Origin of the sequence: Mixta tenebrionis, assembly GCF_006517625.1 — a bacterium.
Classification (GTDB): domain Bacteria; phylum Pseudomonadota; class Gammaproteobacteria; order Enterobacterales; family Enterobacteriaceae; genus Mixta; species Mixta tenebrionis.
In genome coordinates this window covers 373179-390916 of record NZ_VHQI01000001.1, presented here as the reverse complement: position 1 = coordinate 390916, position 17738 = coordinate 373179, and the positions used below count along the sequence as shown (strand labels likewise).

General features: G+C 57.1%; 20 protein-coding genes. 6 read left to right on the top strand and 14 right to left on the bottom strand.

Going from position 1 to position 17738, the window contains the following annotated elements; genetic code table 11:
* Positions 1–2 precede the first annotated feature (2 nt).
* From FKM52_RS01805 to FKM52_RS01795, 3 genes are all read right to left on the bottom strand, one after another.
* On the bottom strand, positions 3–404 hold the full coding sequence (locus FKM52_RS01805) for a MysB family protein (protein ID WP_141174485.1): 402 nt from the start codon (positions 402–404) through the stop codon (positions 3–5).
* Between the two features lie 150 nt (positions 405–554).
* Entirely contained in the window at positions 555–1475 is a 921-nt protein-coding gene (locus FKM52_RS01800; protein WP_141174484.1) for a Kdo(2)-lipid IV(A) acyltransferase, read from the bottom strand.
* A gap of 158 nt (positions 1476–1633) precedes the next feature.
* Positions 1634–2731: an NADH:flavin oxidoreductase/NADH oxidase gene (locus FKM52_RS01795; protein ID WP_141174483.1), complete on the bottom strand. Its 1098-nt coding sequence runs from the start codon at positions 2729–2731 to the stop codon at positions 1634–1636.
* Positions 2732–2938: 207 nt separating this feature from the next.
* On the opposite strand from FKM52_RS01795, the gene trhO reads away from it, so the two are divergent.
* A complete protein-coding gene (gene trhO, locus FKM52_RS01790) occupies positions 2939–4000 on the top strand; it encodes an oxygen-dependent tRNA uridine(34) hydroxylase TrhO (RefSeq protein ID WP_141174482.1) in 1062 nt (353 codons plus the stop codon).
* 63 nt (positions 4001–4063) lie between these two features.
* Here the strand turns inward: trhO and FKM52_RS01785 are convergent, their stop codons facing one another.
* Together FKM52_RS01785 and FKM52_RS01780 are read right to left on the bottom strand one after the other, a co-directional pair.
* The gene (locus tag FKM52_RS01785; RefSeq protein ID WP_141174700.1) at positions 4064–4639 is read right to left on the bottom strand and encodes a YceI family protein; all 576 of its coding nucleotides are present in this window, start codon (positions 4637–4639) and stop codon (positions 4064–4066) included.
* Positions 4640–4643: 4 nt separating this feature from the next.
* Positions 4644–5219 (bottom strand): cytochrome b, encoded by a 576-nt coding sequence (locus FKM52_RS01780; RefSeq protein ID WP_141174481.1) that lies wholly within the window; start codon positions 5217–5219, stop codon positions 4644–4646.
* Positions 5220–5431: 212 nt separating this feature from the next.
* Here FKM52_RS01780 and FKM52_RS21630 point away from each other — a divergent pair, with 212 nt between their 5' ends.
* Complete coding sequence (locus FKM52_RS21630; protein WP_181407877.1) at positions 5432–5587, top strand: hypothetical protein; 156 nt, start codon at positions 5432–5434, stop codon at positions 5585–5587.
* A gap of 291 nt (positions 5588–5878) precedes the next feature.
* Positions 5879–7339 (top strand): glycine betaine/L-proline transporter ProP, encoded by a 1461-nt coding sequence (gene proP / locus FKM52_RS01775; RefSeq protein WP_141174480.1) that lies wholly within the window; start codon positions 5879–5881, stop codon positions 7337–7339.
* A 95-nt stretch (positions 7340–7434) separates the two neighbouring features.
* Here the strand turns inward: proP and solA are convergent, their stop codons facing one another.
* The 8 genes from solA to mdtH form a co-directional block, all read right to left on the bottom strand.
* On the bottom strand, positions 7435–8550 hold the full coding sequence (solA, locus tag FKM52_RS01770; protein WP_141174479.1) for an N-methyl-L-tryptophan oxidase: 1116 nt from the start codon (positions 8548–8550) through the stop codon (positions 7435–7437).
* 100 nt (positions 8551–8650) lie between these two features.
* Entirely contained in the window at positions 8651–8905 is a 255-nt protein-coding gene (bssS, locus tag FKM52_RS01765; protein WP_141174478.1) for a biofilm formation regulator BssS, read from the bottom strand.
* Positions 8906–9121: 216 nt separating this feature from the next.
* The gene (locus tag FKM52_RS01760) at positions 9122–9397 is read right to left on the bottom strand and encodes a hypothetical protein (protein ID WP_141174477.1); all 276 of its coding nucleotides are present in this window, start codon (positions 9395–9397) and stop codon (positions 9122–9124) included.
* Between the two features lie 146 nt (positions 9398–9543).
* Positions 9544–9789, bottom strand: a complete 246-nt coding sequence (gene dinI, locus FKM52_RS01755) for a DNA damage-inducible protein I (protein WP_141174476.1) — start codon at positions 9787–9789, stop codon at positions 9544–9546.
* Positions 9790–9926: 137 nt separating this feature from the next.
* Positions 9927–10970, bottom strand: a complete 1044-nt coding sequence (gene pyrC / locus FKM52_RS01750) for a dihydroorotase (RefSeq protein WP_141174475.1) — start codon at positions 10968–10970, stop codon at positions 9927–9929.
* A 133-nt stretch (positions 10971–11103) separates the two neighbouring features.
* Positions 11104–11670 carry a lipoprotein gene (locus FKM52_RS01745; protein WP_141174474.1) on the bottom strand — a complete coding sequence of 189 codons (567 nt, stop codon included), beginning with the start codon at positions 11668–11670 and terminating at the stop codon, positions 11104–11106.
* 141 nt (positions 11671–11811) lie between these two features.
* Entirely contained in the window at positions 11812–12459 is a 648-nt protein-coding gene (grxB, locus tag FKM52_RS01740; protein ID WP_141174699.1) for a glutaredoxin 2, read from the bottom strand.
* Between the two features lie 110 nt (positions 12460–12569).
* A complete protein-coding gene (gene mdtH / locus FKM52_RS01735; protein ID WP_141174473.1) occupies positions 12570–13775 on the bottom strand; it encodes a multidrug efflux MFS transporter MdtH in 1206 nt (401 codons plus the stop codon).
* A gap of 292 nt (positions 13776–14067) precedes the next feature.
* Between mdtH and rimJ the strand changes: the two genes are divergently transcribed.
* From rimJ to murJ, 3 genes are all read left to right on the top strand, one after another.
* Positions 14068–14658, top strand: a complete 591-nt coding sequence (gene rimJ, locus FKM52_RS01730; RefSeq protein WP_141174472.1) for a ribosomal protein S5-alanine N-acetyltransferase — start codon at positions 14068–14070, stop codon at positions 14656–14658.
* Between the two features lie 30 nt (positions 14659–14688).
* Positions 14689–15609, top strand: a complete 921-nt coding sequence (locus FKM52_RS01725; RefSeq protein ID WP_141174471.1) for a Gfo/Idh/MocA family protein — start codon at positions 14689–14691, stop codon at positions 15607–15609.
* A 119-nt stretch (positions 15610–15728) separates the two neighbouring features.
* Positions 15729–17267 carry a murein biosynthesis integral membrane protein MurJ gene (gene murJ / locus FKM52_RS01720; RefSeq protein ID WP_141174470.1) on the top strand — a complete coding sequence of 513 codons (1539 nt, stop codon included), beginning with the start codon at positions 15729–15731 and terminating at the stop codon, positions 17265–17267.
* Positions 17268–17305: 38 nt separating this feature from the next.
* Here the strand turns inward: murJ and flgN are convergent, their stop codons facing one another.
* Positions 17306–17737 carry a flagellar export chaperone FlgN gene (gene flgN, locus FKM52_RS01715; RefSeq protein ID WP_141174469.1) on the bottom strand — a complete coding sequence of 144 codons (432 nt, stop codon included), beginning with the start codon at positions 17735–17737 and terminating at the stop codon, positions 17306–17308.
* Position 17738 lies beyond the last annotated feature (1 nt).

Genomic DNA, 17738 nt, shown 5'->3' with positions numbered 1-17738 from the left:
GCTTACCAGCGATCCGATTCGTTATTGCTGCCGCTGTCTTCCCACTCCTGCGCCACCGCCTGGCCCTCTTCGGTATCCAGCGGCGCTTCCAGCTGGAACTCGCCTTCATCCCACTCGTGCAGCGTATTTTCCGGCATCCACTCCTGACGCAGCTCAACCTCGTCAAAATCGCCGTCAAAAATCGCCTGCGCGGCTTCACCGGTGCGCAACGGCAACAGCTCGCCATCATCGCTTTCGTCGGCGAGGAACTCCGCCTGCCACATAATTTCCCCATCCTGCATGACATATTTTTGCAGGTTAAACTGTCCTACCGACGCCTCGTCATCATCCAGATGCGGGTTGTCCGCCAGAAACTCTTCACGGGCGTTATCGATAGCTTCTTCCAGTGTGCTGAACATGCTCATTGGTCTCTCCTTACTCTCCTGGGGGAATGGTTTCTGGAAAGAATAGACGAAGATTTGCCGCGTATAGCCCCGGCGTTAAAAAAACTGTAGCGGGAAAGGGGGAGAGGCGGCCCTTCCGCTTCGGCGGGAAACGGAAGGGCTAAGAGGGGATTAGTAGAGCTTAGCGGCGCCCTGCGGACGCGTTTTAAAGCGGCGGTGCAGCCACATATATTGCTCCGGCGCCATCAGGATCGCCTCCTCGATAACCTGATTAATCGCGCTGGCGGTCGCCTCTTCGCTGTCAATGGGGATACCCTGCACGGGCGGCAACACCACCAGTTCGTAGCCCTTACCGTGCGGTAAGCGGCGCGGCACAAAGGGAATAACCGACGGGCCGGCGCTGCGGATCAGCAAATAGCTGCCCTTGGTGGTGGCGGCATCCGGCACGGCGAACAGCGGAACGAAGACGCTGCTTTTCGGGCCGTAATCGTGATCGGGCGCGTACCAGATGATTTCGCCGCTTTTCAGCGCGCGGATCATGCCTTTAAGATCCTTACGATCGAGCATGCTTTTATTCGAACGCATGCGTCCCCAGGTTTGCAGCCAGTCGATCAGCGGATTATCGTTAGGGCGATAGACGCCGATGCCGGGATTCAGCATGCCGAAATAGCGGGCGCCCAGCTCCAGCGTCAAAAAATGTATCCCGATCAGCAAAATGCCTTTTTTCTCCTGCAGCGCGCGTTTGATGTGCTCATCACCGATACTGGCGAACCATTTTTCTATGCGCCAGTCGGGCCAGAACCAGGCGATACCGGTTTCCAGCAGCCCCATGCCGACCGACTCGAAATTGCGCTTCACCAGCGCGTCTCGTTCGGCGGTGGGCATCTCAGGAAAACAGAGTTCCAGGTTACGCTGGGCGATAGCGACGCGGCGGCGCATAAAGCGCATAGAGAGGCGTCCCAGCCCGCAGCCAAGGCGGTAAAGCAGCGGGTAGGGCAGCAAAACGATCAGGTAAAGCAGACCGATACCCAGCCAGAGTAGCCAGTAACGCGGGTGCAGCAGGCTGCGGGAAAATTGAGGCAGATGAGTCATGTTCTTCCAGTTATTCGTTGCGGCAGGCAAATGGATTTGCCGCAGTGTCCAAATTTAAGGGGCATATTGTGCCATTTTTTTAATAAGGGCTGAAATAATGACATCAGCCCAACAGTTCAGTAGCGCAGAAGATGCGCTGCCGGCGAACAATTTATCGCCTAAACGTTAAACAAACCTTTAACTTCATGCGGTTCACAGCGCCAGTACTGCGGCGGCGCCTGTACTTTTTCGCCCAGCGCGGCAGCGGCGTGCCACGGCCAGCGCGGATCGTAGAGCATGGCGCGCGCCAGGGCGATGGCGTCGGCCTGGCCGCTGGTCAGGATCGATTCCGCCTGCTGTGGTTCGGTAATCAGGCCCACGGCGATAACCGGCATGGCGGTTACCGCTTCTTTTATACCGGCGGCGAAGGGCACCTGGTAATTGGGGCCGACGTTGATCTGCTGCTGCGGCGAAAGGCCGCCGCTGGAGACGTGAATATAGTCGCAGCCGGCCTCTTCCAGCGCCTTGCTCAGCGCGATGGACTGCGCCTCATCCCAGCCGCCTTCTACCCAGTCTGAGGCGGAAATGCGCACTCCCACCGCCTTGTCGCGCGGGAAGACGCGGCGCACCTCATGATAGATTTCCATCACCAGACGCATCCGGTTTTCCAGCGAGCCGCCATATTCGTCGTCACGCTGGTTAGAGAGCGGCGACAGGAACTGGTGCAGCAGGTAGCCGTGCGCGGCATGAATTTCCACCAGCTCAAAGCCGAGACGATCGGCGCGTATGGCGCTGTCGATAAAGGCCTGTTTGATCTCTTCAATGCGCGCTTTGCTCAGCGCCAGCGGCTTACCGTCTTTATCGCTGTAGGGCAGGGCGGAGGGGGCGGACGTTTGCCAGCCGCCCTGCTGCGGAGTTAAAAAACCGCCGCCGCGCCAGGGCACATCGGTAGAGGCTTTGCGTCCGGCGTGACCCAGCTGAATCCCCAACGGCATGGTGGCGTAGCGCTTCACATCGGCAATCGTCTGCGCCAGCGCCTGCTCGGTTTCGTCATTCCACAGTCCGAGATCCTGCGGCGTAATGCGTCCGGCTGGCTCTACCGCGGTTGCTTCGATAATTAACAGGCCGGCGCCGGAGAGGGAGAGATGGCCTAAATGAATGCGGTGCCACGGCGTGGCTTTACCCTGTTCCGCCGAGTACTGGCACATTGGCGCAATAATAATGCGGTTGCTGAGGGACAGGTTGCCCAACTGCAGCGGCGTAAATAGCTGGCTCATTGTTGTCTCCATCTGTTATCACCTTGGTGATAGTAAGTGCGCTAATAAAGTGATCATGCTCAACGTGTTTATCAACGTGGTCAATTGTCAGTATGTGCGGTAGCGTCGGCGCGTCAAATGTAGAAAAAATGCTGCAAAGCTTTGCTTTACTGTTAAATACGGTATGATGCGCGCCTGAAAAATCGCTTACTAATGGGAACGAACACCATGCCAGTGTTACATAACCAGGTATCCAATAAAGAGCTGAAGGCGCGTATGCTGGCGGAAACCGAGCCGCGCACTACCGTTTCTTTCTATAAATATTTCACTATTGACGATCCGCAGGCGTTTCGTGACGCTCTCTATCTGGCGTTGACCGAGCTACAGGTGTTCGGACGCATCTATGTCGCCCGTGAAGGCATCAACGCGCAGATTAGCGTGCCGGCCAGCCGCTATCCGCGCCTGCAGGAGCGGCTGTACGGCTTTCATCCGGCGCTGAATAACCTGCGGATGAACATTGCGCTGGATGATGACGGCAAATCCTTCTGGGTGCTGCGCCTGAAGGTACGCGATCGCATCGTGGCCGACGGCATCGACGATGCAAGCTTTGATGCCGGCCAGGTCGGCGCCTATCTGAAAGCGGCTGAGGTGAACGCCATGCTGGACGATCCCGACGCGGTGTTTGTGGATATGCGCAACCACTATGAATATGAAGTGGGGCACTTTGAGCGGGCGATGGAAATTCCGGCCGACACTTTCCGCGAGCAGCTGCCGATGGCAGTAGATATGCTGCAGGATCGCAAAGAAAAAAAAATCGTTATGTACTGTACCGGCGGCATTCGCTGTGAAAAAGCGAGCGCCTGGATGCGGCACAACGGCTTTGAGCAGGTTTATCATGTGGAAGGCGGCATTATTGAATATGCGCGCCGCGCGCGTGAGCAGGGGCTGCCGGTGCGTTTCAAAGGCAAAAACTTTGTGTTTGACGAGCGCATGGGCGAACGTATTTCAGACGATGTGATCGCCCACTGCCATCAGTGCGGCGCGCCCTGCGATACGCACGTTAACTGCGTTAACGACGGCTGCCATCTGCTGTTTATTCAGTGCCCCGCCTGCGCGGAAAAATACCAGCACTGCTGTAGCCCGCTCTGTATGGAAGAGGCGGCGCTGCCGCCGGAAGAGCAGCGTGCGCGCCGCGCCGGACGGGAAACCAGCAACAAAATCTTTAATAAGTCGCGCGGCCTGCTGAACGCCACGCTGACTATCCCGGCGCCGCAGGAGCCGCAGGAATAAATAAAAAAGGGCGGCCTGCGCCGCCCTGTGAACCGTTGTTCAGCCCTCCCTGCGGAGGGTTTTTTATTTCTGGCGCACGCCCTCGACGGAGATAATCAGCTCTACCTCCTGCGATGCCGGGCCAAGATTGGTTTTAATATTAAAATCTTTCAGCGCCAGCTTGCCTTCCGCCTCAAAGCCCGCGCGGTAGCCGCCCCAGGGATCGTCGCCCTGGCCAAGCAGTTTTGCTTCCAGAGTAATCGGTTTGGTCACGCCGTTCAGCGTCAGGTTGCCGGTAATATCCAGCTCGTCGCCATCCTTTTTCACGCCGGTAGAAACGAACGTTGCCTGCGGAAACTTGCTGGCGTTAAGGAATTCCGCGCTGCGCAGATGCTTGTCACGTTCGGCATGGTTGGTATCCACGCTGTTGGTATTGATAGTTACCTTGACCTTATCCGCCGTCGGATCTTGCTCATCAAAGGTAAAGCTGCCGTCAAAATCGTTAAAGCTGCCGTAAAGCCAGCTGTAGCCAAGATGCTGGATACGGAACTGAATAAAGGCGTGCTGCCCCTGTTTATCGATCTTATATTCCGCAGCGGTCGCCGCCTGAGCGCCCAGCAGCAGGGTTGCGGCCGTTAAGGCGCAAAGCGTTTTTTTCAACATATTATTTCTCCGTTTTAATAGATGAAGAGATGCGGCAACCCAGCATCCGTTTCAGTGTGATATCGCGATCGATAAAGTGGTGTTTCAGCGCCGCCAGAGCGTGCAGCAGCGACAGGATCACTACGCTCCAGGCAAGCCACAGGTGAATATCGCCGGCCAGATCCGTTTGCGCTGCGTCGATGTTCACGGCGGCGGGTACCGGCAGCAGGCCAAAGATCTCAATGGGCTGGCCTTCGGCAGTCGAAATCAGATAGCCGCTGATAAAGATAGCGAACAGCAGCAGATAGAGCAGCAGGTGGGCGGCGGTGGCGCTATAGCGTACCAGCGGCGCATAGCTGGCAAGCGGCGAGGGCGCGGGAGAGATAAAGCGCCACAGCACGCGCAGAACCATCAAAGCCAGCAGCACCATACCGATACTTTTATGCAGCTCCGGCGCCTTGTGATACCAGCTATCGTAATAGCCGAGCGTAACCATCCACAGCCCCAGCGCAAACATCCCATAGACGCTTAGCGCTACCAGCCAGTGAAGCGATACGGCGATATGTCCATATTCGTCGCGACTGTTTTTCCAACGCATTGTGTTCTCCCTTATTCACGTTTTGACATGAGACTGAACAAGCGGAAACAAAAAAGCAACAGAAAAGCGCGCCGCGAAGAAATTTTTTATTTTTTATCAAATTTTTTGAAGTAAAACAGACAATGAGCGGCAATTTTATCGCTGTTTCTTCTGGAAAGGATGCTCGATTCAGGCGTAAGTAAGGTTAAGGCTGAAGAAAGGGTTAAGGTACGGTGCCTGGAGATATTTTCAGTAATATTGATGATAAAATGGATTTTTTTAAGTTATCGTCAATTTTTGTCAAGAAAAAAGGCCTAAAAAACCGGCAGCAGGAAACAGCGGGTTTACATAATACGCGCCCGGAAAAAGCGACGCTGGCGACTGGTTAGCGTCAGGATGATAAACGCCCGGCTTTAATGTGGCTATTAAATGGCGTCTTTGGCAGAAAAGATGGCATTACGCACTACACACACGCAACAGCTCAGCGGTAAATTTCAACAAAGTTGCAATTTGCTGGCGCGATGTATAAAGTAAAAAAGTGTCAATAAGCGTGATGCAGATCTCATTTCTGCCTCATGTGTTCACGCTGCGTTATAGCTTTCCTTACCAAAAGGCCTCTGGCCGGCTATGAAAGCTATGGTGCTGCCTATCCGTCATCGCGTCATCCGTGAGGAAACGATATGAACGTAGCTACAGGCTCATCAAAAAAACATTTCTGGCAAAAAAAAGCCCCGAAAGAACTTACCGTAGACGATATTACGATAGTCGATAACGCGCTGCTGAAGCGTGCCGTTGGCGCCGCTGCGCTGGGCAACGCGATGGAGTGGTTCGACTTCGGCGTGTACAGCTATCTGGCGGTCACCATCGGCAAAGTTTTCTTCCCTGGCGGCAGCCCCGCCGCCCAGCTCATCGCCACCTTCGGCGCCTTCGCCGCCGCTTTTCTGGTGCGTCCAATAGGCGGATTGGTATTCGGCCCGCTGGGCGACCGTATCGGCCGGCAGAAGGTGCTGGCGATCACCATGATCATGATGGCGATCGGCACCTTTTGCATCGGCCTGATCCCCGGCTATAACGCCATCGGTATCGCCGCGCCGCTGCTGCTGCTGCTGGCGCGTCTGGTACAGGGCTTCTCTACCGGCGGCGAGTATGGCGGCGCCGCTACCTTTATCGCCGAATATTCAACCGATAAGCGCCGCGGCTTTATGGGCAGCTGGCTGGAATTCGGTACGCTCGGCGGCTATCTGCTTGGCGCCGGACTGGTTACCGGGCTAACCGCGCTGCTTTCTCAACAGCAGCTGCTTGACTGGGGCTGGCGCGTACCTTTCTTCATTGCCGCGCCGCTGGGGCTGTTCGGCCTCTATATCCGTCTGAAGCTGGAGGAGACGCCCGCCTTCCAGAAACATATGGAAAAGCAGGAAGCGCTGGAACACAACAAGCCGCGCCTGACGCTGTGGCAGATGCTGAGCAAATATCGCGCGCAGATGCTGAAATGTATCGGGCTGGTGCTGCTGTTCAACGTCTCCAACTATATGCTCACCTCTTACATGCCCAGCTATCTGACCGGCGTACTCGGCCTGAGCGAACTGAGCGGCCTGATGCTGGTGCTGGTGGTCATGTTCGTTATGATGCCGCTGACGCTGTTCTGGGGCCACTGGAACGACCGTCTGGGACGTCGTCCGGTAATTGCGCTGGGTTCGGTGGGGCTGATTGTACTGGCGATCCCCTGTCTGATGCTGGTTGCTACCGGTAATCTGGCGCTGGTCTTTATCGGCCTGATGATCCTCGGCGTGCTGCACAGCTGCTTTAGCGGCACCATGCCGTCCGCGCTGCCGGCGCTGTTCGCTACCGATATCCGCTACAGCGCGCTGGCGATCGGTTTTAACATTTCCGTTTCGCTGTTTGGCGGCACCACGCCGCTGATTGCCGCCTGGCTGGTTAACACCACGCAGAATTTGCTGATGCCGGCGTACTATTTAATGGGGGCGGCGGTCATTGGTTTAATCACCGTCTTCTTTATGCGCGAAACGGCGCGTAAACCGCTGCGCGGATCGGCGCCGGCGGTAGGCTCCGAGGCGGAAGCGGAAAAGCTGGTGAAAAAGCTCAGGCTGCGTCGGCAAAAAGAAAAAATGCAGACGCAATAATAAACCGCATCGCTGCAGCGTTTTAAAATTAAACAATCATAGCGGCAATTATTATATTAAAAATAATAAGGCACAAATTCATTGTGCCTTTGTTGTTATTTAAAGCGGGAAAGTGAAAAAGGCGTTAAGTCAAATTGATGGGGCTTATTCGCGGCAAAAGCGCAGGCTATTTCGCCTAATACGCTGGCAAATTTAAAACCGTGACCGCTTAATCCGCTAATCACCAGCCGGCTGTTATCATCCGGCAGCGTATCGATAATAAAATCTTCATCAGGAGAGATATCATAAGCGCAGGCCGCGCCGTGCAAACAGCCGCCGATGCCCGGTAAAAAGCGCCGCAGAAAATTAAACGCTTCGCTGCCGTCGCTGGCGTAAGCGCCAAAAGGCTTACGCGCTTCGCCGGGCGCCATCGGCTGTCCGCCGTCGTGACGGCCTAATTTCAGCTCGTTATCCTCTGCCGGAAAGCCGTAATAGCGGCTGCCGTCTTCCATTTCCACGGTAAAGCCGGGGAATTTATTCTCTTCGCTGTAGCGGCCATCGGCCTGATACCAGGCAAACACCTTGCGTACCGGCGTAACGGGCAGCTCAGGACAGAACCGCCCGACAGCGGTGCCGGTACTGATCAACAGCTTATGGGCGTAGTAGTCGCCGTCCGGCGTGGTTACGCGCTGTCGTTCGCCTTCTCGCGCAATGGCGGTAACCGGGCAGTTGAACAGCTGGGCGCAGCCCGCCTCGCGCGCCAGACGAATCCAGCTGCGGATCGCCGTCTCTGATTTCAGATAGCCGGAGCGGGGTTCGTAAATGCCGGTATAGCCTTCCGGCACCTCAATCTCCGGCCAGCGTTGGCGCACCTCTGCCGCCGTCAGCCGCTCGGTTTCCAGCTGGAACCGGCGCGCGCTTTCCATGACGTTGGCGATAAACGGCGAGGCGTCAGGCGCCAGATTAATAATGCCGCAGCGGTGCATAATGCGCTCGCCGCTCTGCTGTTCCAGCTCATCCCAGAGCGCCTGCGCGCGCAGCAGCAGCGGAACGTAGCGCGCGCCTTCGCCATAGGCGTGACGAATCAGCCGCGTGGCGCCATGATGGCTTGCCTGCTGGTGGGGCGGATGGGCGCTGTCGATCATCAGAACGTTAAGCCCTGCGCGGGTGGCATACCAGCCCGCAGCGGCGCCGACGGAGCCACTACCGATAACGATAAGATCATAAACCATTAGCCAACTTCTCCTGACGCTGCAAAGAATTAGCAGCATAGCAAAAGCGGACAGACAATAAAAAGGCACCCCGTAAGGTGCCTGTTAATGCTAAATCAAATTAATGCTTTTTGTAGTCCCGGGCGAGAATCTCACTGGCTTCTATTTTGGCGATGCCCGCTTCAAGAATCGAGATAAATTGTCTGGCAACATCCGTAGTCAACCAGTAAGTCGGCCCTACGTCAGCTTCATCAGGCGGTTGCTGATTAGATGAAAGCGAATGCAGACGAATCATCATCGCGTCATACGAGTCCACGGTACTGATATCCCATCCAACGAGGGGATGTGTCTGAATGATCTCTTTATTACTGTCCATTATAACCCCCTTATTACTCGTAGAACGAAGTGATTAATTGAGGTTCCAATGCGGCTTTTTTTCACAGAGCAGAAGTGATTATAACAGCGTTACAGAATTAAGCGGCATGAAAAATGCGCTAATTGCATTATTAATCGGCAGGTGAAGATTATTTGACCAAATTCTGAATTTTCTTAGAGGGAAAAACTCCTGCCTGCCGCAGGAGTGGATAAAAAATTAATCGTCGCTATCTGACTGAATTCTTACTGGCGAATGACGTTTTTCCAGTTCATCAGCAAGACGGGCAAAATGCTGCTGCATCGCCTCGTCGTAATTTTGATTTTGCGCTTCCAGCCGCAGGCTGTGAATCAGCAGCTGGTTGGATTTATCATCCAGGCAAAATCCAAGGTAAGAAAAGGCATTTTCCAACACGATTAGACGACGCTGCTGTTCGCCGATCAGCGCCAGCAGTTCTCCAAACGTCATCGCCGCTTCGGGGTTTTCAGTGGTCATGGGTAACACCTCCTGTAAAGCATGACTGGCGCCAGAATATGACATCGGCTTAAAACAGTCTATAGCGTGTTACGCGGGTGGTTAAGGAGTCCGGATAAAAAAAAGCCGGATGGCGATATCCGGCAAACAACGGCACAATGAGGAATTCAGCTGGCGCTAAACCAGTCGTCCGCGCTCTCCCAGGTTTCCTGCAGGATTTCGCTGACGCGATCTTTGGTTTCTTTGCCGCTGCCCATAACGGTGAGGTTATTGGCGCCGGCATAGCGTACCGAAATATGGTGGTCCATTTCCGGAAAAGCCCGATCGATTCGTTTGGACAGCTCCTGCGTCAGCGCATCGATCGCGCCGGCAGGGAGTTGAGTGGTTCTGGCTATAGTGACTTCAACACGCATATCTGCCTCCGCTGTGAATACTGTGCATTTATACAGTTATCACGCAGGCAAAGCAACGAAAAGCTGCGCGGGAAACAAGAGAAAAACCTGCAGGAAAGGATAAAGCGGCTGTGGCGCAGGGCCGCAGCCGCCAGGGATCAGGCGATGCGCCAGTTTAAGGTTTCACCGGCGAGGAAGGGCACCAGCCTGTCATTACCGACAGCGATGCTTTCCATCACGGTCCAGGGTTCACGCACCAGGCGAATCGTTCCTTCATTCAGCGGCAGGCCGTAAAAGCGCGGGCCGTTTTCCGAGCAGAACGCTTCAAAGTGCTGCAGCGCGCCCAGCTCTTCGAAAACCGTAGCATAGGCGGGCAGCGCCGTTGGCGCATTAAACACTCCGGCGCAGCCGCAGCTGGCCTCTTTACGCTGGCGCAGATGCGGCGCGGTATCGGTGCCGAGGAAAAAGCGCGGATTGCCGTTGGCAACCACTTTACGCAGCGCCTCCTGGTGCACGTTGCGCTTCAGAATCGGCAGACAGTAGAGGTGCGGGCGCACCCCGCCCACCAGCATATGGTTGCGGTTAAACATTAAATGCTGCGGGGTAATGGTGGCGCCAAGATGCTCGCCGCCTTCTGCTACATACTGCGCCGCCTCTTTGGTGGTGATATGTTCAAACACCACCTTCAGCGCCGGATAACGCTGACGCAGCGGTTCCATTACCGTTTCGATAAAGCGCGCTTCGCGGTCGAAAATATCAATATGGGCGTCGGTCACCTCGCCGTGAATCAGCAGCGGCATGCCGATACGCTGCATACGCTCCAGTACGGCGGCAATCGCCTCAATGCTGGTGACGCCGTGGCTGGAGTTGGTGGTGGCGTGAGCGGGATAGAGTTTGGCGGCGCTAAAGACGCCGGCGTTAAAGCCTTTTTCCAGCTCATCGGCGCTCAGCGAATCGGTCAGGTAGCAGGTCATCAGCGGCTGAAAGCGGTGCTCTGCCGGCAGCGCGGCCAGGATGCGCGCGCGATAGGCGCTGGCCGCCTCAACGCTGGTCACCGGCGGCGCCAGGTTGGGCATAACGATGGCACGGCCGCACACGGCGCTGGTATAGGGAAGTACGGCGCGCAGCATCTCATCGTCACGCAGATGGATATGCCAGTCGTCAGGGCGGCGAATGATCAGTTGCTGGGGTTGGGCAGTCATCGGTTATGCTCCGGCGTAAGAAAGGGAAAGACAGTTTTTAGCCGGGTACTAAGCATAAGGATAAAGGCAACCGATTGCACTTGCTTTATGCGCTAACGGCAAAAAAAGCCCCGCCAGGCGGGGCGTTGCATCGTTACCTGTCGGTAAAGGGAATCACCAGCTCGCCGGGTTTAACTTCAATACCTTTCGCCAGCTTCTTCGCCAGCGCTTCCGCCTTGCTGCGATCTTCGCTCAGCACCCAGGCCGGCTCGCGATCGAAGTAGCTTTTCAGCGACTGGTTAAGATAGGGCGTCAGCGTTTGCAGCATCGACTGCATCTTCTCCGGCTGCACATCGGCCTGTACGATCTCCAGATCCTTCAGGTAGATGGCGCCTTTTTCCTTATTGAAAAACGGCTGCGCTTTCATCTTCAGCAGCATATCGGCCTGCTGCGGGCCGAGCAGCGAGGTGATATTAACCTTCGCCTTGCCGGAGAGCGTGACCTTATTTGGCTCTTCGCGGCCAATCTGGCTGCTGAGATCGCTCAGCACGATATGTGCGTTGACCAAACCGGAAATGCCAATATTTTTTTCGTAGTTGTTATGTTTTTGCAGGGCCTGGTTGATCTCCTGCTCGCTAATGGTGTACTGGGTGATTTGGTTGCAGGCGGTCAACAGACCGGCCATCAGAAGGGCGCAGAGCGCCAGAAACGCCTTGTTCATGACAATCCTCGAAAGTAATGCGGAAATAGTCTCCTTTTAACCAGCCAAAGCTTGCCGCAATCACCGCCGCGAGTCACCAGGAGAATACGCAAAGCGCAGAAAAAACCGGGGGAAAAAGCGGCGCGCGGCCGCCCGGAAGGGTTAAATAGCGATAGAGCTAAGCAAATTGACCTGTGTCTGCTTCGCCATATTGTCGCGATACTCCGCTACCCGGCTGGGATAGTTAACGCCCGCGACCAGCGTCAGCGAGCGCAGCAGGGGAAACAGATGTATATCATCGTCGGAGAGTTCGCCGTTCACCGCGTTCGGCTTGACGATCAGCTTATCGAGATCCTGCAGATCGTTGCTGATTTTTTTTATCAGCCCGTTTGCATGCTGCTTCAGTTCGCTGAAGTCGCCGAGGCTCGCTTCTTTTTTCTGTTTAAACCAGGCGCGCGCTTCCGGCGTGGCGAATTCGGCGAAGGCGGCCTCTGCAACGCGCGGCAGCAGCAGTTTATTGACGTAGCCGTTAACGTTGCGCAGCCAGTCGCTGATGGCGGGATTAGTTTTTCCGGTCAGCAGCGGTTCGCCATCCAGCTTATCCACATAGCGCACAATATCCATGCTTTCCGGCATGCAGCTACCGTCCTTCTTTTGCAGAATCGGCGCTATTTTCTGTCCAATCAGGCGCTTCGGCGTGTCTTCATCGTCATTAAGCATCACCACCAGCTCAATTGGCAGGTTTTTCAGGCCGAAAATCATACGGGCCTTAACGCAGTAGGGACAATGATCGTAGATATAAAGTTTCACCACACATCTCCTTAAGGCGATTGCCGATGGCGCTAACCTGCGGCAATCTTTTGAATAGTCTTAAAAAGTATGGTGGAGATTCAGGGGAAGGGCAAACCGCGGCGGCAGTCTTAGCCGCCGCTGAGCATCGCCGGAGCCGCGCTGCGCGGCTGAAACTGCCACCACAGCGCCAGCAGGGTGACGAAGCCGACGCTGCCGAGCATCAGCCAGGGCAGTTCCGGCATGCCGAGCTTCCGCCCGGTATCGAACATCCAGCCGCCGCCGGTATAGCCGAGCGCGCCGCCCAGCGCCAGCCCCAGCCGGCTGAAACCGAGATAGCTGCCGCGCGCGCGCGGGCTGGCCAGCTCGGCGCTGAGCGTTTCACGCGCCGGTTCGGCGATAATCGAGCCGATATAAAACAGGCAGATCAGCACAAACAGCTGCTGTAGCGAGCCGGTCAGGCCGATGGGCAGCAGGCTGAGCGTCATCAGCAGCAGGCCCGCCATCAGGCGATGCTGCAGGCGAAAGCGTTTTTCGCTCCAGCGGGCGATAGGGTAGAGCAGCGTCAGCGACAGCGTGGCCTCAATGGCGTACATCCATTTTACCGCGCTGGGGCTGCCGGCGATCTGGTTAACCATAATCGGCAGCATCAGCATCACCTGTACCGCCAGCACGTAGTAGCCGGTCAGCGTCAGCACGTAGGCGCAAAAGCGGCGATCCTTCATTACGCGTCCCAGTCCTTCACGCAGCGGAGTCGGCACGCTGGAGATACGCCAGGCGGGCAGCAGCAGGGCGTTAAACAGCGCGGCCAGCACAAAGACCAGCGCGCCGGCCCAGCAGACCAGGCGGAAATCCCAGGCCAGCAGCCAGCTGCCGATCAGCGCGCCCAGCACCGCACCGGCGCTGTCCTGCATCATTAGCAGCGAGAAGAAGCGACCGCGCGCCTGCGGGCGAATAAGCTTGACTACCAGCGCGGTACGCGGCGGATCGAACAGCGTGCCGCCGATGCCGGAAAGCAGACAGGAGAGCCAGAGAATCCAGGGTTCGCTCGCCATCGCCATGGCGGCGAAGCCGGCGGCGCGCAGCAGCATGCCGCTGACGATCATCGGTCTGGCGCCAAAGCGGTCGGCAATCGCGCCGCCGAACACGCCCAGCCCCTGCTGCACCAGCTGGCGCAGGCCCAGCGCAATGCCCACCACAATCGCCGCCCAGCCGAGATCGTCAACGAAGCGGATAGAGATCAGCGGGAAGACGACAAAAAATCCCAGCACCACCAGCATATTATCCACCAGCAGAAAAACCCGCCCGCGACGTCGGGCCCGCGCCATATCAGCCATGCTGATTCCTTAGTAACCGTAAACAAATCTGTTTTTTGAAGACTCTATTCTGCGTGCTGCCTGTTGGTTTTAACAGCAAACGCAAAATGATATTTTTTTATCGATCTTTGACAAAATGTGCTGTAATTTCAGTGGAGTAATGCGGGCTGTCTCGCCATTATCCCTGGCGTCCCCGATGCTGAACCGGCGATGAAGCCAGGGGAGGCAGCGTCAGGTAAGCGCGCCGCGTCCGGATGCTGAGCGGCGGGCATCAATCAATTTCGTTTATCAGCCATGGCTTTCAGGAGAAAAGATGTTTGGCTATCGTTCCGCCGCGCCCAGGGTGCGGCTGACCACCGATCGTCTGGTGGTACGTCTTGTTCATGAACGCGATGCATGGCGGCTGGCTGATTATTATGCTGAAAATCGCGCTTTCCTCAAGCCCTGGGAACCGGTGCGCGATGAAAGCCACTGCTATCCTTCCGGCTGGCAGGCGCGCCTCAGCATGATTACCGATATGCATAAGCAGGGCAGCGCTTTCTATTTTATCGTGATGGATCCCGAAGAAAAAGAAGTACGCGGCGTCGCTAATTTCAGCAACGTGCTGCGCGGCTCGTTTCACGCCTGTTACCTGGGCTATTCGCTTGGCGAAAAGTGGCAGGGGCAGGGAGTCATGTTCGAGGCGTTGCAGTCGGCGATTCGCTATATGCAGCGGCAGCAGCGCATGCATCGCATTATGGCGAACTATATGCCGCATAATCAGCGCAGCGGCAATTTGCTGGCGCGGCTGGGCTTTGAAAAAGAGGGCTATGCCAAAGACTATCTGCTGATTGATGGTCAGTGGCAGGATCACGTGCTGACCGCGTTGACCTGGCGTGAATGGACGCCGGAGCGGCGCGGATAGCTGAGGCAGCTTTTCGCGACAGAGGGCGCTATGAGAGTAAAAATTGGGGTGGTGGGTTTAGGCAGCATTGCACAAAAGGCGTGGCTGCCGGTGCTGGCGCGTGCCGACGACTGGACGCTGACGGGCGGCTTTTCGCCTGACCAGCACAAGGCGCAGCGGGTGTGCGACAGCTATCGTATGCGCTGCTATAGCCAGCTCGATGCGCTGGCCGCCGACTGCGATGCGGTTTTTGTTCACAGCAGCACCGCCAGCCACTATCGCGTAGTGCGCGCGCTGCTGGAGCTGGGCGTGGATGTCTGCGTCGATAAGCCGCTGGCGGAAACCCTCGGCGAAGCGGAGGCGCTGGTTGATTTGGCGCATAAACGCGGACGCAAGCTGATGGTGGCGTTTAATCGCCGCTTCGCGCCGCGCTATCAGCAGCTAAAAGCGGCGCTGCACCAGCCGGCGTCTGTTCGCATGGAGAAGCACCGTAGCGACAGCGTTGGCCCGCACGACCTGCGCTTTACCCTGCTGGATGATTATCTGCACGTGGTGGATACCGCGCTGTGGCTGGCCGAAGGGCCGGTTAAAGTGCAGCACGGTTATATTCAAACCACCGAGGCCGGAGAAATGCTCTACGGCGAGCATCATTTCAGCGTCGGCGCTACTCAGGTCACCACCGCAATGCACCGACGCGCCGGCACGCAGCGCGAATCCGTTGCGGCGATTGCCGACGGCGGCGTCTGGCAGCTGGATGAGATGCGCGACTGGCGTCATGAAGCGGCAGGGCGATGTACCATTGAACCGCCGCCCGCCTGGCAAACCACGCTGGTACAGCGCGGTTTTGACGGCGCGGCGCGTCATTTTATCGCCTGCGTACAAAATCAGACAATGCCGGAAACCAGCGGCGAGCAGGCGCTCAGGGCGCAGTGCATCGTGGAGAAAATCTGGCGCGATCTCGATCGGGAATAACCTGCTGTAACAATCCATTGTGGTTATTTCGCTGCGTATCGGTAGACTAACCGCCGGATCGGCCCGCTGCCGATCCGCTATTGTCTGTTAACCGGAATTTTCAGGATGCGCAGTTAACCATGAACTTGTTGAAATCCCTGGCGGCGGTCAGCTCCATGACGCTGTTTTCCCGCGTGCTCGGCTTTGCGCGCGACGCGATTGTGGCGAGGGTGTTCGGCGCCGGGATGGCCACCGACGCCTTTTTCGTCGCCTTTAAACTTCCCAACCTGCTGCGTCGTATTTTCGCCGAGGGCGCCTTTTCTCAGGCGTTCGTGCCTATTCTGGCGGAGTATAAAAGCAAGCAGGGCGAAGAGGCGACGCGGGTATTCGTCGCCTATGTATCGGGCCTGCTGACGCTGGCATTGGCGCTGGTGACCTTTATCGGCATGATCGCCGCGCCCTGGGTGATTATGATTACCGCGCCGGGCTTCGCCGATACCGCAGATAAGTTTGTCCTGACCAGTAATCTGCTGCGCATCACCTTTCCCTATATCCTGTTGATTTCGCTGGCGTCGCTGGCGGGCGCGATCCTCAACACCTGGAACCGCTTTTCGGTGCCCGCTTTTGCGCCGACGCTGCTGAATATCAGCATGATCGGCTTCGCGCTGTTCGGCGCGCCGCACTTCCATCCGCCGGTGCTGGCGCTGGCGTGGGCGGTAGTGGTGGGCGGCGTGTTACAGCTGGGCTATCAGCTGCCGCACCTGAAAAAAATCGGCATGCTGGTACTGCCGCGCCTGAATCTGCGCGACGCGGGCGTCTGGCGCGTGCTGCGGCAGATGGGGCCGGCGATCCTCGGCGTCTCCGTCAGTCAGATCTCGCTGATTATTAATACCATTTTCGCCTCGTTTCTCGTCTCCGGCTCGGTCTCCTGGATGTACTACGCCGATCGTCTGATGGAGTTTCCTTCCGGCGTGCTCGGCGTGGCGCTGGGCACCATCCTGCTGCCGTCGCTGTCGCGCAGCTTCGCCAGCGGCAACCAGGATGAGTATTCGCGCCTGATGGACTGGGGGCTGCGCCTCTGCTTTCTGCTGGCGCTGCCGAGCGCGGTGGCGCTGGGCATTCTTTCCGGCCCGCTGACCGTGGCGCTGTTTCAGTACGGCAAGTTTACCGCCTTTGATGCGGCAATGACGCAGCGTGCGCTGATCGCCTATTCGGTGGGGCTGATGGGATTAATCGTGGTGAAGGTGCTGGCGCCGGGCTTCTATTCGCGTCAGGACATCAAAACGCCGGTAAAAATCGCTATCGTGACGCTGATTATGACCCAGCTGATGAACCTGGCCTTTATCGGGCCGCTGAAGCACGCCGGGCTGTCGCTTTCCATCGGGCTGGCCGCCTGTCTCAACGGCGCGCTGCTTTACTGGCAGCTGCGTAAGAAGCAAATTTTCCAGCCGCAGCCGGGCTGGTGCGGCTTCCTGCTGCGCCTGGCGGCGGCGGTGCTGGTAATGGCGGCGGTGCTGGTGGGGCTGCTGATGGTGATGCCCGCCTGGGATAGCGGCGCGATGCCGTATCGTCTGGTTAAGCTGACGGCGGTCTGCGCGGCCGGCGGCGGCGCCTATTTTCTGGTACTGGCGCTGCTGGGCTTTCGTCCGCGTGATTTCGCCCGCCGCTCGGTTGCCTGATCGGCTCGCCGCCGGAAGCGATTCGGCGGCGAAACCGGTCAGACGCGGCGCGAGCCGAAGCCGGCTGAGGCAGCCTGACCGTCGGGGCCGTAAAAGGCCTGAGTTTGATGCGGCTTCAACAGCGCCAGCGCTTCGCTGTTCAGCGCCATCTGCTGATTCAGCAGCATGCCGTTATGACTGTTGCGATCGCGCAGTTCGCGCGAGCGCTGCTCAATTCCCTGCCAGCGCCGCGCCAGCTCCGGCTGGCTGCGGTAGGGCGCCTGCAGGCGATGCTCTGTTTCCGATTCCCGCCGCATCCCGTCAAGATAGTTCAGCGTGGTCAACAGCGAACTTTTGTCTTCAGTAATACGCTGCAGCAGGCTGCTGTTAATCAGGCCGGCCGCAAGCTGCTCATGTTCTTCTTTAATGATATTACTCAGCGAGCTGAGAACGTCCTGCATTTTATCCAGCGCGGTAATCAGGCTATTCATC